Here is a 15279-nt window from a genome sequence, read left to right on the forward strand (position 1 = left end):
GTGCTTCACGCCCAACGCAAGCGAACCGCAAAAAAAACAAAATCAATCCTTCCCCGCACGCTCGACAAGCGCGCCCCCGCGAGGCTCTCCGCCGCCCCCGGTCTGCTTCTCGAGCCACGCTCTCCGATCCTCCCGAGGCGTGACCCCAAACCTTTCGCGGTAAGCATTAGAAAAGTGCGCAGCAGAAGAAAACCCACAGGCGAGACTGACTTGAACAACCGACTTGCTGGTCCGCTGCAACTGAGTCCGAGCCTTGAGCAACCGAAGATTGAGGTAATACTTGGAGGGCATCGCCCCGAGATACTGCCGAAAGAGCCGTTCCAGTTGCCGGCGTGAAACGCCAACGAGCTCGGCGATCTCATCGGTGGTCAACGGATCCTCGACATTGGCTTCCATGAGCAGCAAAGCATCATTCAACCGAGGATGCCGCTCGCCCGGCGCAGTAACAAAAGGAATCCGCTGCCGCTCCTCGCCGCTGCGCAAAGTCCCGGCGCCGAGCGCATCGGCGATCCTCTCCGCGAGATCCGGCCCATGTTCCCGGCCAATCATGGCCAGCATGAAATCAACGGTAGCCTGCCCTCCGGCACAGGTCGCCCGATCGCGATCGATCTCGAAGATCTGCTGCGTGACGATCGACCGCTCGAACTGTTCGGCGAACTGCTGATACGTCTCCCAGTTCACGCTCACGCGATACCCGGAAAGCTGCCCGGCCATCGCAAGCCACCACACGCCATGATGAATCCCGGTGACAACAGGCGTCCGCTGCCCCACCCTCGCGAGACTCGCGAGAAACAACCGATAGTCGGCAAACTGCTGAAACCGCTCCGACACGACGATGACCCAGTCACACGCGATCGCATCGTTGAAAGCCGCATCGGCATGCCACTGCGCGCCGCCGGCGAGCGGCACCGGCCGCCCGTCCCACGAACACACCTGCCAGCGATACAGCAGCCGCCCGTCGATCTCGTTCGCGAGGTTCAGCGCATCGACGATCGGACCCACGCCCGACATCGACACGGGCGGCAATGGAACGATCGCCACCTGCGTCGTGCGGGTGGCGCCTGCGGGACGAGACACCGGTACCACGGTTGAAACCTGCCCTGTCGCGTTACTTGAGACTGCCCGACAGGAACTGCTTCAGCCGCTCGCTCTGCGGGCGGACCAGCACTTCCTTCGGATCGCCCTCTTCCTCGGTCCGCCCCTGATGCAGGAACATCACGTGGTTCGACACGTTGCGCGCGAACCCCATCTCGTGCGTGACGACGATCATCGTGCGGCCTTCCTCGGCCAGCTTCTGCATCACCTTCAGCACTTCGCCCACCAGCTCCGGGTCGAGCGCCGACGTCGGCTCGTCGAACAGCATCACGTCCGGATGCATCGCGAGCGCCCGCGCAATCGCCACGCGCTGCTGCTGGCCACCCGACAGATGCGACGGATACTGCTTCTCGACGCGCGGCGGCAAGCCGACCTTCTCCAGGTACTCGCGAGCCCGCTCCTCGGCTTCCTTCTTCGAAATGCCGAGCACGTGCACCGGCGCTTCCATCACGTTCTCGAGCACGTTCATGTGCGCCCAGAGGTTGAAGTGCTGGAACACCATCGCGAGCTTGGTGCGGATGCGCTGCAGCTGCTTGTGATCGGCGACTTCGAGCGCGCCGGCGCGGTCGGTCTTCGTGCGCACGGCCTCGCCGTCGACGACGATCTGCCCCGCATTCGGCCGCTCGAGAAAATTGATGCAGCGCAGGAACGTGCTCTTGCCCGAGCCGCTCGCGCCGATGATGCTGATGACGTCGCCGGCCTTCGCGTTCAGCGACACGCCCTTGAGCACTTCGTTGTCACCGTAGCGCTTGTGAATGTCGACCGCGGCAAGCTTGGTGGAAGCGGCAGCGCTCGTTTGAGTGATCTCGGCCAACTGGCTCTCCTCGAAGTAATTCAATGACGGGCGGCCGCGAGATACGCAAGCCAGTGGCGCTCCGCGCGGCGAAACGCCGCGACGAGTGCGAACGATACCGCAAGATAGATCAGCGCGGCGATCCCGAACGACTGGAACGCCATGTAGGTCGCCGAATTCGCATCGCGCGCGACCTTGAGGATGTCCGGCACAGTCGCGGTGAACGCGACGGTCGTCGCGTGCAGCATCAGGATCACCTCGTTGCTGTACAGCGGCAGCGCGCGGCGCAGCGCCGACGGCAGGATCACGCGGCGGTACATCGTGAACGGCGACATCCCGTACGCCCGCGCCGCCTCCACCTCACCGTGCGGAATCGCACGGATCGCACCCGCGAAGATCTCCGTGGTGTACGCGCAGGTGTTCAGCGCGAACGCGAGAATCGCACAGTTGAAGCCGCTGCGGAAGAACGCGTCGAGCAGCGAGTGCGAACGCACGAACTCGAGGCTGTACATCCCCGTGTACAGCAGCAGCAACTGCACGTAGAGCGGCGTGCCGCGGAACACGTACGTGTAGAACCGCACCGGCGTCGACACCCACTTGTTCTTCGACACGCGTGCGACCGCGAGCGGCACCGCGCACACGAAGCCGAGCGAAATCGACGCAACGAGCAGCCACAGCGTCACCGCGAGGCCGGAGAGGCGCTGGCCGTCCCAGTAAAGGAACGCCTGGCCGAATTCCTGGAGAATTTCGATCATAGATCTGCGTGCCGCACGCCCATGGAATAACGCTTCTCGAGCTGGATCAGCACGAGGTTGGAAACGGTCGTGATCGCGAGATAGATCAGCGCCGCGACGAGGATGAAGAAGAACATGTTGAACGTGCTCTTGCCGGCGTCCTGCGCGGCCTTCACGACGTCCGCGAGGCCGATGATCGACACCAGCGCGGTGGCCTTCACGAGCACCTGCCAGTTGTTGCCGATGCCCGGCAGCGCAAAGCGCATCATCTGCGGAAACATGATCCGCGCGAACACGCGCGCGCCGCTCATCCCGTACGCCGCGCCGGCTTCGAGCTGGCCGCGCGGCACCGACAGGAACGCGCCGCGGAACGTCTCGGTGAAGTACGCGCCGTAGATGAAGCCGAGCGTCAGCACGCCGGCCACGAACGGGTCGATGTCGATCTGGTTCCAGCCGACGAAGTCGGTGAACTGGTTCAGCCAGATCTGGATGCTGTAGAACAACAGCAGCATCAGGACGAGATCGGGCACCGAGCGGATCAGCGTCGTATAGCCGGTCGCGATCGCTCGCAGCACCCGGTTGTGCGACAGCTTCGCCACCGCGCCGATCAGCCCCAGCGCCACCGCAGTGGCGAGCGACAGCACCGACAGCTCGATGGTCTGCACGGTGCCGGCCCAGAGGACGGGACCAAAGCCGTAAAGGAACACGCGCGTCTCCAGAGTTGGAATGGATGCCGACGCGTCTGCCTGTCCCGCGCCGGGCTGACGCGGATAGTCGCAAGCGAAATTGATTGCCTCAAACCACCTTGCACGTGATTGCTGCGTCGCAACAATCCGTCCCATCATTTGCAACCGCGGCCTACACCGCTGTTTCAAAAGGAAAAAAGCCGCTCCCTGACAACCGGATAACCGGCAGGGAAGCGGACTTTTTGCAATTTTCCGGTCGCTTTTTCGATATAGCGCCGAAGGGGGCTGCGGCTGCGCCTACCGCCCCTTCAGGATGTCGGAGCGCGAAGTCGTATAGACAAGCCCGTCCGGGCCGAAATGGACGTTGAAGAATGCGTCGGTGTTGACGCCGTCCTCGAGCCAGCGCCAGCTCCAGACGATCTCGGGCTTGAGCGGATATTGCGCGATGTCGCCGGGCTTGCCGAGCAGGCGCCGCACTTCGTCCTCGTTCATCCCGGGGCGCACCTTCGCGAAATTCTCGGCGGTCAGCACCTGCGTCGCGCCCGTATAGCGGCCGTTCGCATCGAGATCGACGAACCACGTCTGGTTGCCCATCGGGCCGCGCGGGTATTCGAGCCGCTTCGAGCCGTCGGTGAAGTCGCGTTCGGTCTCGGGCTTGCCCATCGTGCCGCGCACGTCGGCCTCGGTCGATTCGCCGACCTTCAGCCCCTTCAGCAGCAGCGGCGCGGGCTTGATCGCGTTGAAGAAATCCCTGATACGTTGCACGTCGAGATTGCCTTGCTTGTCGTCGCAGCCGGTCAGCGCCAGCGCGGCGGCCAGCATCGTCACGGGAAGCAGCCGGAAACGGAAATTCATCGGAAGAAATGCGCGTCGAGAAAACACGCGGCAAGGATACCCGCGCAACGCCAAAAGCGCGAGACGGGCGCGCGGCCCGTCTCGTATTCAGTGCATCGTTTCGGTTTCGGTCTCGGCCCGGGTCGTGCGGCTCGTCGCTTGCGGCGCGCGCGGCACGGCCGGCGGCACGCCGATACGGCGCCGCGTGCGCACGAGTTCGGCCAGTTGCCACGAACCGAGCGCCAAGCAGCCGAACAGCACCTCGCGGCCGCGCTTGACCAGCGCGAGCGATAGCGCCGTCTCGCGATCGACGCCAAACATCTGCGCGAGCAGCACGACGGTCGCCTCCTGCACGCCAAGGCCGCCCGGCACCATGAATGCCGCATGGCGCACGGCCTGCGCCATCGCCTCGATCGCGATCGCGCCGCCGATCGACACCGGATGGCCGAGCAGCGCGAGCGCCCAGTAGATCTCGAGCGCGCCGAGCACGTAGCCGGCCAGCTGCCAGAAGAATGCGCTGAACAGCAGCCCCGTGCGCGACATCAGCCCGTCGATATCGGCGTCGAGCCGCTTGCCGTCGACGCCCTGCAGCAGCCGGTGCGAATCGCCGAGCAGGCGGCCCGCGAAACGCTCGATCGCATGGAAGACGCCGCCACGGCGCATCAGCACGACGCCGAGCACCGGCAGCGGCAGCGTGAGCAGCAACGCGAGACCGATCGTGCCGCCGCCCATGCTGTCCGTCGTCGCGAGCAGCAGCACGAGGCCGAGCGCGGCGAACGCATACTGGACGACGATCGTCACGAGCAACTCGACGATCACCGATGCCGTCACGCGGCTCGCGTCGGGCACCTGCCAGCGCGCGAGGCGGATGCCGACGATCTCGCCGCCGATCCCGACCACCGGCAGCAGCCGGTTCACGGCCTCGCGCACGGTCGCAATCCACCAGAGGAAGGGCAGCGACGAGCGCTTGTCGAGCAGCAGGTGCCACGCGTAGGCGTCGAGCAGCAGCGGCAGCGCATGGAACGGCACGAGCCACAGCAACGCATAACCGGCGCGCGCGAGCATCTGCGATACGTCGCCGATGCCTTCGTGCAGCCCCAGCGCGAGCAGGATGCCGATGCCGAGCGGCCAGCCGAGCCATTTGATCCACTTGGTCATGACGGCTGCGCTCCCGGTGCGCGCGACGCCGGCGCGGCGCGCCGTGCGGCGGGCTGGCCGAACACGTCGGCAAAGCCGCCGGTCGCGACACCCGCCGCCTTCAGCGCGGCCGCGACGCGCGGCGACAGCAGCGCATCGAGTTCGTCCACCGGGCGGTAGCCGGCCATCGTCGGCGTGATCGGGCCGTCGCCGGCTTCGGCCGGATGGCAGTAGATCTCGCCGACACCCGGCGGCAGCGTGGCGAGCGCATCGAGCAGCACGGCCTCGTCCATCGCGCCCGTATGCTCGATGCCGACCACGTAGTCGTTGTGCGCAAGCCCGGCACGGTCGAGCCGCGCGCGCACGAGCGCGATCCACGGCTTGAGCAGCGCGGGCGCGCTCGTCTCGTACGGCAGCCGCACCGCGCGCAACCCGTAGTCGCGGCCGATCTCGATGATCAACGACAGGACGGTCGGATGCAGGTGGAAATGCTTGTGCGCGTTCACGTGGTCGAGCGGCAGGCCGCTCGCCGCGAACGCGTCGAACTGCGCGCGAATCTCGCGGCGCAGCTGCGCCCGCACATGCGGGAGGAAGAAGAAGCGGCAGCCGTCCTTCGCCATCGCATCGCCGAACCGCCCGTCGGGGCCGACGAGCGCGGGAATCTCATGCGCGGGCAGCGTGGCCGGCCCGTCCGCGAGGACGAGATGCAGACCGACCGCGAGCGACGGCAGCCGCCGCGCGCGTTCGATCGCATCCTGCGCGGCGGGCGCGCCGACCATCAGGCTGGCGGCATTCAGTACGCCGTCGCGGTGCGCGCGCTCGACCGCCGCGTTGACACGCGGGTGCAGCCCGAAGTCGTCCGCGGTGAAGATCAGCGCCCGCGCCGCCGGCTGCGTCGCCATGCATCAGGCCTCGTGTGCGCGCAGGAAGCGGAAGAACTCGACACCTTCGCGCAGGCGGCGCTTCATCATGTCCCAGCTCGTCAGCATCTCGCGGACGATCTCCCAGATCTTCGACGGACGGAAGTAGAACTGGCGATAGAACTGCTCGAGGTGGTGATAGATCTCGTCGCGCGACAGGTGCGCATAGCCGATCGCCGCGAGCTGCACGCCTTCCTTGCTCACCAGGTTGATGGTCTTGTTCTCTTCCATCCAGCCGTTTTCCACGGCCTGCTTGTAGAGCGTCGTGCCCGGATACGGCGCGGCGAGCGAGACCTGGATCGTGTGCGGATTGATTTCCTTCGCGTACTCGATCGTCTTCTTGATGGTCTCCTGCGTCTCGCCCGGCAGGCCGAGGATGAAGGTGCCGTGGATCTTGATGCCGAGCTTCTTGCAGTCCGCGCTGAAGCGGCGCGCGAAATCGGTGCGCACGCCCTTCTTGATGTTCACGAGGATCTGGTCGTCGCCGGATTCGAAGCCGACCAGCAGCAGGCGCAGGCCGTTTTCCTTCATGACCTTCAGCGTCTTGTACGGCACGTTCGCCTTCGCGTTGCACGACCACGTGATGCCGAGCTTGCCCAGGCCGATGGCGATGGCTTCCGCGCGCGGCAGGTCGTCGGTGAAGGTGTCGTCGTCGAACATCAGTTCCTTCACTTCCGGCATGTTGTCGCGGATCCACTTCGCTTCCGCGAGCACGTTCTCGACCGAGCGCGTGCGGTAGCGATGGCCGCTGACCGTCTGCGGCCACAGGCAGAAGGTGCAGCGCGACTTGCAGCCGCGGCCCGTGTAGATCGATACGTACGGATAGTTGAGGTAGCCGATGAAGTAGTTGTCGATCTTCAGGTCGCGCTTGTAGACGGGCGCGACGAACGGCAGTTCGTCCATGTTCTCGAGGATCGGACGCGCTTCGTTGTGCTCGATCGAGCCGTCCTTCGCGCGCCAGCTCAAGCCCTTGATCTCCGGGAACGGCTTGCCTTCGGCGATTTCCTTGCAGGTGTAGTCGAATTCCTCGCGGCACACGAAGTCGATGGCCTCGCTCGCCGTGAGCGAGTTGTGCGGATCGACCATCACCTTCGCGCCGACCATGCCGACCAGCATCGACGGCTTCATCTTCTTCAGGTCCTGCGCGAACATCGCGTCGGTCGGGAACGACGGCGTGCTCGTGTGGATGATCACGAGGTCGTAGTCGTTGGCGATCTTCAGCGTTTCCTCGACCGACAGGCCGTCGGCCGGTGCGTCGACGACGCGGCTGCCCGGCACGAGCGCGGCCGGCTGCGCGAGCCACGTCGGATACCAGAAGGAACGGATTTCGCGCTTCGCCTGGTAGCGCGAACCGGCTCCGCCGTCGAAGCCGTCATACGAAGGGGCCTGCAAGAACAGCGTTTTCATGAATGCTCCGGTAGCCTGCATAGTTCGATTCGTCACAACGATTCAGTCAAAAAACCGCGGGCCGCCCTGCCGGCGCCCGCCTCTCTGTCATGTCGCGCCGCGCGGCCTCGCCGCGCAGCGCGTCTCGGCCCTCGGGCCGGGTTCGGTCGGAACGGCCCTAGCGGCCGTCCACTGCTTCCACTGCCGCCGTCGCGCGTTCGCCGCCGACGACCGTCATCCTCGCGCCGCGCCACACCACGTGCGTGCCGAAAGCGGCCGCGAGCCATTCGAGCGCGAGCAGCGTGTCGCGCACCGCGACGAGCGGCAGGTCGCGCCAGAACGCGCGCCAGCCGTCCTCGCCGCGCGCGTGCAGCACCAGCCGCCCGAACGCGCCCACCACGGCCGCCCAGCCCGCCAGCGCGCCGGCGAAGGTGCCGTCGAGGCGCAGCGCGAGCGCCGCGCCGATCGCGAGCCACGGCACGGTAAACGTAATGAACAGGAACGCGAAGCCGGCCGGGTTCAGCGAACGGATCGTGCGCAGCCAGCGGGTCTCGCGGTGCCACAGCGGCCCGAACGACGGCTCGATCACGTCGGTCGCGACCTCGACCTCCGACAGCACGGTGCGTCGCCCGAGGCGGCGCGGCAGCTCGGCCAGCCAGAAATCGTCGGCCAGTTCGTCCTTCAGCGCGGGAAAGCCGCCGATCCGGTCGAGCGTGTCGCGCGTCAGCGCGAGCGTCGCGCCGAAGCCGAAGCGGCTCGAGCGGCCGAGGTGCGTGATCCGCACCGACGGGGCGAACCATGCGTCGACGAATTGCGCGCCGATCCGCGTCCAGAACCCGCCGACGCTGCGCGCATGATACAGGCACGTGACGACACCGACCGACACGTCGGCGAGCGGCGCCGTCACGCGCTCCAGGTAGTCGGGCTTCACCGCGATGTCGCTGTCCGCGATCACGATGCGGCCGTACTTCGCGCGCTCGGCGAGGTTGATCAGGTTGCTGACCTTCAGGTTCTTGCCATGCACGCGCGCGTCGATCACGAGCGTGATGTCGCACTCGGGATAATCGGCGCGCAGCCGTTCGACCACGGCAATCGCCGGATCGACCGCCGACGCGACGCCGAACAGCACTTCATACCGCGGATGGCGCTGCTCGCAGAACGTCGCGAGGTTTTCGTACAGGTGCGGCTCCGCGCCGCACAGCGGCTTGAGCACGCTGACCGGCTCGAAGCCGTCGCGCACGGCCGTGCGCGGCGTGCGCGGCCGCGGCGCGAACGCGGCGACGAGCGCATAGCCGGCCGCGGCCAGCGTGAAGACGATCAGGAACCAGTCGAGCATCGTGGCGGTGGCCGTCATGCGCGACGCCTCCCGGCGAACTGAACGCCATGGAGAACGCTTGAGCACGATTGAGCGTGATTCGGTATTCCGACAACGACGAACGCGGGCACGACCCGACTCCTTGTTCCAGCAGCGCCTGTATATAGGGGGAGGCTCGACCCATCCTTCGGATACGGCCATGCCCGGCTTCGCGTGGTGCATCTCCGCGCGACGCCCGGACGGGATGCGGGAAGATTCGTATGGCTACCTTCGGCACAACATGGGTAGGCGCCGGATTTTAGCAGCCTGCGGCACCCCGCGCTTGGCACTACGAGAAACGGACTGGTGCAATTCCGGCAAAGCTGTGCTGTCGGCGAACCATTTGGGCGCACCCGCGTTCACATTAGCGTAAGCGGTTTGCAGGCGTATTGCAGTCTTGAAAATCGTACGTTTCGTGCAAATTTGTACGTCGATGCGGATTCACGTCCAATCGACGTAAAGATCGGTAATTAATCGGCGATTAGACTGATTTTTGCAACGACCACCGAATTCGACCCTGCACCCCTGAAACGCGCATGGGTATCGGGCCGCCGCCAGCACGTTCCGGAACCCTTTGGCAAAATCCTTGGCATTTGTTGCGTCAGCGCATCACCGCGCGCGCCCCTTTCGAAGGCCATCCGATGACTCCGTTTTCCGTACTCGATCTCGCCCCCATTCCGGCCGGCGCCGACGCTTCCCAGGCATTCCGCAATACCGTCGATCTCGCGCAGCATGCGGAACGCTGGGGTTACCAGCGCTACTGGCTCGCCGAGCATCACAACATGCCCGGCATCGCGAGCGCGGCCACGGCCGTCGTGATCGGCCATGTCGCGGGCGCCACGCGGACGATCCGGGTCGGGTCGGGCGGCATCATGCTCCCGAACCACGCGCCGCTGGTGATCGCCGAGCAGTTCGGCACGCTCGCGTCGCTGTATCCGGGGCGCATCGACCTCGGCCTTGGCCGCGCGCCCGGCACCGACCAGACCACGTCGCGCGCGCTGCGCCGCGACCTGATCGGCAGCGCCGACTCGTTTCCGGATGATGTCGCCGAGCTGCAGCGCTACTTCGCGGAGCCGGTGCCCGGCCAGCGCGTGCGCGCGGTGCCCGGCGCAGGGCTCGACGTGCCCGTGTGGCTGCTCGGCTCGAGCCTGTTCAGCGCCCAGCTCGCCGCGATGCTCGGGCTGCCGTTCGCGTTCGCGTCGCACTTCGCGCCGGATTACCTGATGCGCGCGCTCGAGATCTATCGTGCGCAGTACCGGCCGTCGGCCGCATGGCCGAAACCGCATGCGATGGTCGGCGTCAACGTGTTCGTCGCCGATACCGACGACGAGGCGCGGCGCCTGTTCACGTCGCTGCAGCAGCAGTTCATCAATCTGCGGCGCGGCACGCCGGGCAAGCTGCCGCCGCCGGTCGACGTGCTCGAGGCGAACGAGCTCGAACTCGCGACCGTTGCGCATTCGCTGTCGTTCGCGGCCGTCGGCTCGCGCGACACGGTGCGCGACAAGCTGCGCGACCGCATCGCGCAGACGGGAGCCGACGAGCTGATCGTCACCGCGCAGATCTACGATCACGCGGCACGGCTGCGCTCGTTCGAATTGACCGCGCAGATCCGCGACGAGCTCGCGAGCGAAGCGCGCTGACGGCGCAAGCCCGGGCCGCCCGCGGCCGGCCCCGCATCACTGCGGGTGCACGGCCTCCAGCCCGTCGAGCAGCGCCTTGTGGAACGCGTCCGGATCCTGGATCTGCGGCGCATGGCCGAGCGCCGGGAACTCGACGAGCTGCGCGCCGGGGATCGCCGCCTGCGTGCGCTTCGCGAGTTCCGGGTAGCGGCCGAGCTTCGCATGCACGTCGGGCGGCGAGACGTCCTTGCCGATCGCGGTCGTATCCTTGTCGCCGATCATCAGCAGCGTCGGCACGCGGATCGCGCCGAGTTCATAGACCACCGGTTGCGTGAGGATCATGTCGTAGATCAGCGCGGAGTTCCACGCGACCGCGTCGCGACCGGCGCCCCGGTACATCCCGGCCAGCATCTGCACCCAGCGCTCGTACGACGGCGACCACTTGCCCGCGTAGTACGTGCCCTGCTCGTAGCGGCGAATGCCGTCGGCCGTGGTCTTCAGCTCGCGCGCATACCAGTAGTCGACCGGCAGCGGCGGCACGCCGAGCGCCTTCCAGTCCTCGAGGCCGATCGGGTTCACGAGCACGAGCTGGTCGGTCGCCTTCGGATACATCAGCGCGTAGCGCATCGCGAGCATCCCGCCCGTCGAGTGGCCGACGATCGTCGCCGACCTCACCCCCATCGATTCGAGCAGCGCATGCGTATTGCGTGCGAGCTGCTGGAAGCTGTACTGGTAGCGATCGGGCTTCGACGACTTGCAGAAGCCGATCTGGTCCGGCGCGATCACGCGATAGCCGGCGCGGCTCAGCACGCCGATCGTGTCCTCCCAGGTCGCCGCGCAGAAATTCTTCCCGTGCAGCAGCACGACGGTGCGGCCGTTCGGGTGGGCCGGCTGCACGTCGAGGTAGGCCATCTCGAGGGTTTCGCGCTGCGACACGAACGTGTAGAGATGCACGGGCGCCGGATAGGTGAACCCTTCCAGGCGCGGGCCATACACGGGCCCGTCGTTGCCGGCGGGCGATGCGGCGGCCGCGACGGCAGGCGCGGCGCACGCGACGGCGACACCCGCGCCGAGCACGGCGGCGCGCACGGCAAACAACATCTTGCGAATCGAAAGCATGGCGATCACGGTGATTGGAGACGCACGCGGGCGGCCGGGCCGCCTCGCGCCCCGCGATTCTACGCGGTCGCGCTGACGACGGCGCGCAACACTCCGGGGCCGCGCGACTTCCGCGCGCGCGACGAACTCGGGTATCGTGTGACGTGACCCTGAAACGCGTGCAGGCGCTTCCCATGAAAAACGTCCTCAGCATTCAGTCGCACGTCATCTACGGCCATGCCGGCAACAGTGCGGCCGTGTTCCCGATGCAGCGCCTCGGCGTCAACGTCTGGCCGCTCAATACCGTCCAGTTGTCGAATCACATGCAGTACGGTCACTGGGCCGGCAGCGCGATCGATGCCGCGAAGATGGAGCAGCTCGTCGACGGCATCGCCGCGATCGGCGCACTCAAGCGCTGCGACGCCGTGCTGTCCGGCTTCCTCGGTTCACCGCCGCAGGCCCGTGCGGCCGTCGAGATCGTCCGCTCGGTGAAGGCGATGAATCCGAACGCGTGGTACTTCTGCGATCCGGCGATGGGCCAGACGGGCGGCATCCGGCCCGAGCCCGGCGTCGAGGAATTCATCGTCCAGGAGATGCCGGCGCTCGCGGACGGCATGTCGCCGAACCACACGGAACTGCAGAAGCTCGCGGGGCGGCGCATCGAAACCGTCGCCGAAGCCGTCGAAGCCTGCCGCTCGCTGATCCGTCGCGGCCCGCAGATCATCCTCGTCAAGCACCTGCACGACCGCAACAGCCCCGCCGATCGTTTCAACATGCTCGCGGTCACCGAAACCGAAGCGTGGATCGGCCAGCGCCCGCTGTACGCGTTTCCGCGCCATCCGGTCGGCGTCGGCGACCTGACCAGCGCGATCTTCGTCGCCTGCCGGCTGCGCGGCGACTCCGTGCGCGCGGCGTTCGAGCACACGCTCGCGGCCGTGCATGCGGTCGTGAAGGCGACCTACGATGCGCGCCGCTACGAGCTCGAACTCGTCGCCGCGCAGGACGAAATCGCGCGCCCGAGCGAATGGTTCGGCGCGTGGGTCACGGACGCCTGACACACCCGCATCGCCCTCCGCTTCACTGGTGCGCATCCCCCGCCGCATTGCTTTCCCGCGTCATCCCTGCCGCACCGCGACCGCCCGCGACCTGCACCCCGACGCCGCCTCGATATCGCTTTGATGCGGATGCAAACGTTTCCGGACTTCACATGAATGACACCGATTCCCCGCTATGCTCGCGGCGGCACCACCCGGCGCAGCCGCATCCTGCGACCCGGGCGCGCCCTTCCAGCAGGTCCCGCCAATCGGCTCCCCCCTTTACCGCACGATAACGACCATGACCCGATCGAACCGTCGTGACTTCCTGCGCGTCGCTGCCGGCACCGCCGGCGCCGCCGCGCTGAACCTGTTCCCCCCCGTGATTCGCGATGCGCTTGCGATTCCCGCGAACCGCCGCACCGGCACCATCCGCGATATCGAACACATCGTGATCCTGATGCAGGAGAACCGCTCGTTCGACCACTACTTCGGCACGATGCGCGGTGTCCGCGGCTTTGGTGACCCGCGTCCGCTGCGCCTCGCGAACGGCAAGTCGGTGTTCCACCAGCCGGTCGGCCCGGCCGAGCTGCTGCCGTTCCACCCGGGCGCGGACAAGCTCGGCCTGCAGTTCCTGCAGGACCTGCCGCACGGCTGGCAGGACATGCACGCCGCGTGGAACAAGGGCCGCTACGACCAGTGGGTGCCGAACAAGGGCACCACGACGATGGCGTACCTGAAGCGCGAGGACATCCCGTTCCACTACCAGCTCGCCGACGCGTTCACGATCTGCGACGCGTACCACTGCGCGATCCCGAGCTCGACCGACCCGAACCGCTACTACATGTGGACGGGTTACGTCGGCAACGACGGCACGGGCGGCGGCCCGGTGCTCGGCAACGAGGAAGCGGGCTACGGCTGGACGACCTATCCGGAAGTGCTGGAAAACGCCGGCGTGTCGTGGAAGATCTACCAGGACGTCGGCACCGGCCTGAACGCCGCCGGGTCGTGGGGCTGGACGCAGAACCCGTACATCGGCAACTACGGCGACAACTCGCTGCTCTACTTCAACCAGTACCGCAACGCGCTGCCCGGCACGCCGCTGTACGACAAGGCACGCACCGGCACCAACATCAGCGCGGGCGGCACGCTGTTCGACATCCTGCAGCAGGACGTGAAGAACGGCACGCTGCCGCAGGTGTCGTGGATCTGCGCGCCGGAAGCGTATTCCGAGCATCCGAACTGGCCGGCGAACTACGGCGCGTGGTACATCGAGCAGGTGCTGCAGGCACTCGTGTCGAATCCGGAGGTATGGAGCAAGACCGCGCTCTTCATCACGTACGACGAAAACGACGGCTTCTTCGACCACGTGCCGCCGCCGTTCGCGCCGCAGTCGCGCGACAACGGGCTGTCGACGGTCGCGACCACCAACGAGGTGTTCCCCGGCAACGCATCGCACATGGCCGGCCCGTACGGGCTCGGGCCGCGCGTGCCGATGCTCGTCGTGTCGCCGTGGACGAAGGGCGGCTGGGTCTGCTCGCAGACTTACGATCACACGTCGCTGCTGCAATTCATCGAGGCACGTTTCGGCGCGCAATACCCAGTCAAGGCCGGCAACATCTCGCCGTGGCGCCGCGCGGTGTGCGGCGACCTGACCGCCGCGTTCGATTTCGCGACGGCCGACGCCGGCTGGCCGACGCTGCCGGACACGAGCAGCTATGCGCCGCCCGACCGCCTGCGCCATCCCGACTACATCCCCGTGCCGCCGGTGCTGCAGAAGCTGCCGAAGCAGGAGGCCGGGCTGCGGCCGGCGCGCGCGCTGCCGTACGAGCTGTTCGTGCACGGCCGCGTCGAATCGGTGAACGGCCTGTTCCGGCTGACCTTCGCGAACACGGGCCGGGCAGGCGCCGCGTTCCAGGTGCAGTCGCGCAATCGCCTCGACGGCCCGTGGGCGTACACGGTCGAAGCCGGCAAGCGGATCGCCGACACGTGGAGCGCCGCGGCGTCGCTCGGCCTGTACGACCTCGACGTGTACGGCCCGAACGGCTTCTACTGCCATTTCCGCGGCCCGTTCGCGACCGGCGTCGGCAGCGCGAACGTGAACCCCGAGGTGATCTACGGCTACGACGTCGCGAACGGCAACATCACGCTGCGCCTGATGAACCGCGGCCACAAGGCCGTGCGGCTCAAGGTCACGAACGCGTACGGCCACGGCCGCGCGCGCACGTTCGACCTCGCGCCGGGCCAGCAGGTCGACGACTACTGGGATCTGCGCGGCAGCCACGGCTGGTACGACCTGACCGTCAGCGACGGCCGCCTGCTCGGCTTCCTGCGCCGCTTCGCGGGTCACGTCGAAACCGGCCGCCCGAGCACCAGCGATCCGCTGATCCGCACGCACGCATCGCACGACGATGCCGAAGCCGAAGCCGAAGCCGCATCGGACGCCCTGTCCGACTGACGGCGTCGCGTGCGCGGCGCGGCCCCGGCGGGCCGCGCCGCCTCCCTGTTTCCCCCTCCTCTCCGCCCGCTCCGTTCGCGACGGGAAACTCCCGATACCGGCTGCCGCCGCACGCGCGGAAGCTATGCGCA

The 15279-nt window shown here is 67.0% G+C and carries 13 protein-coding genes; 3 read left to right on the plus strand and 10 right to left on the minus strand.

The window, feature by feature from the left end; all coding sequences use genetic code 11:
• Positions 1–42: 42 nt before the first annotated feature.
• From CFB34_RS18480 to hpnI, 9 genes are all read right to left on the minus strand, one after another.
• On the minus strand, positions 43–1086 hold the full coding sequence (locus CFB34_RS18480) for a GlxA family transcriptional regulator (RefSeq protein WP_089439581.1): 1044 nt from the start codon (positions 1084–1086) through the stop codon (positions 43–45).
• A 22-nt stretch (positions 1087–1108) separates the two neighbouring features.
• On the minus strand, positions 1109–1909 hold the full coding sequence (locus CFB34_RS18485) for an ABC transporter ATP-binding protein (RefSeq protein WP_039348269.1): 801 nt from the start codon (positions 1907–1909) through the stop codon (positions 1109–1111).
• A gap of 20 nt (positions 1910–1929) precedes the next feature.
• A complete protein-coding gene (locus CFB34_RS18490; protein ID WP_011351456.1) occupies positions 1930–2643 on the minus strand; it encodes an ABC transporter permease in 714 nt (237 codons plus the stop codon).
• Positions 2640–3329 (minus strand): histidine ABC transporter permease HisQ, encoded by a 690-nt coding sequence (gene hisQ / locus CFB34_RS18495; RefSeq protein ID WP_089439580.1) that lies wholly within the window; start codon positions 3327–3329, stop codon positions 2640–2642. The genes CFB34_RS18490 and hisQ overlap by 4 nt, the downstream gene beginning before the upstream one ends.
• 276 nt (positions 3330–3605) lie before the next feature.
• The gene (locus CFB34_RS18500; RefSeq protein ID WP_011351454.1) at positions 3606–4163 is read right to left on the minus strand and encodes a hypothetical protein; all 558 of its coding nucleotides are present in this window, start codon (positions 4161–4163) and stop codon (positions 3606–3608) included.
• Between the two features lie 87 nt (positions 4164–4250).
• Complete coding sequence (locus CFB34_RS18505; RefSeq protein WP_089439579.1) at positions 4251–5300, minus strand: lysylphosphatidylglycerol synthase domain-containing protein; 1050 nt, start codon at positions 5298–5300, stop codon at positions 4251–4253.
• Positions 5297–6181 carry a hopanoid biosynthesis-associated protein HpnK gene (gene hpnK / locus CFB34_RS18510; RefSeq protein ID WP_089439578.1) on the minus strand — a complete coding sequence of 295 codons (885 nt, stop codon included), beginning with the start codon at positions 6179–6181 and terminating at the stop codon, positions 5297–5299. The genes CFB34_RS18505 and hpnK overlap by 4 nt, the downstream gene beginning before the upstream one ends.
• A 3-nt stretch (positions 6182–6184) precedes the next feature.
• Complete coding sequence (gene hpnJ / locus CFB34_RS18515) at positions 6185–7627, minus strand: hopanoid biosynthesis associated radical SAM protein HpnJ (protein WP_306426902.1); 1443 nt, start codon at positions 7625–7627, stop codon at positions 6185–6187.
• A 136-nt stretch (positions 7628–7763) separates the two neighbouring features.
• On the minus strand, positions 7764–8939 hold the full coding sequence (hpnI, locus tag CFB34_RS18520) for a bacteriohopanetetrol glucosamine biosynthesis glycosyltransferase HpnI (protein ID WP_089439576.1): 1176 nt from the start codon (positions 8937–8939) through the stop codon (positions 7764–7766).
• 641 nt (positions 8940–9580) lie between these two features.
• Between hpnI and CFB34_RS18525 the strand changes: the two genes are divergently transcribed.
• Positions 9581–10579, plus strand: coding sequence for an LLM class flavin-dependent oxidoreductase (locus CFB34_RS18525; protein ID WP_089425872.1), 999 nt, complete (start codon positions 9581–9583; stop codon positions 10577–10579).
• Between the two features lie 36 nt (positions 10580–10615).
• Here CFB34_RS18525 and CFB34_RS18530 read toward each other — a convergent pair whose 3' ends face one another.
• Positions 10616–11677 carry an alpha/beta hydrolase gene (locus CFB34_RS18530; RefSeq protein WP_089439575.1) on the minus strand — a complete coding sequence of 354 codons (1062 nt, stop codon included), beginning with the start codon at positions 11675–11677 and terminating at the stop codon, positions 10616–10618.
• A 173-nt stretch (positions 11678–11850) separates the two neighbouring features.
• On the opposite strand from CFB34_RS18530, the gene pdxY reads away from it, so the two are divergent.
• Both pdxY and CFB34_RS18540 read left to right on the plus strand, forming a co-directional pair.
• Positions 11851–12711, plus strand: a complete 861-nt coding sequence (gene pdxY / locus CFB34_RS18535; RefSeq protein WP_039348286.1) for a pyridoxal kinase PdxY — start codon at positions 11851–11853, stop codon at positions 12709–12711.
• Positions 12712–12991: 280 nt separating this feature from the next.
• A complete protein-coding gene (locus CFB34_RS18540; protein WP_089439574.1) occupies positions 12992–15148 on the plus strand; it encodes a phospholipase C, phosphocholine-specific in 2157 nt (718 codons plus the stop codon).
• Positions 15149–15279 lie beyond the last annotated feature (131 nt).

It is taken from the genome of Burkholderia sp. HI4860, from assembly GCF_002223045.2.
Taxonomy (GTDB): Bacteria; Pseudomonadota; Gammaproteobacteria; order Burkholderiales; family Burkholderiaceae; genus Burkholderia.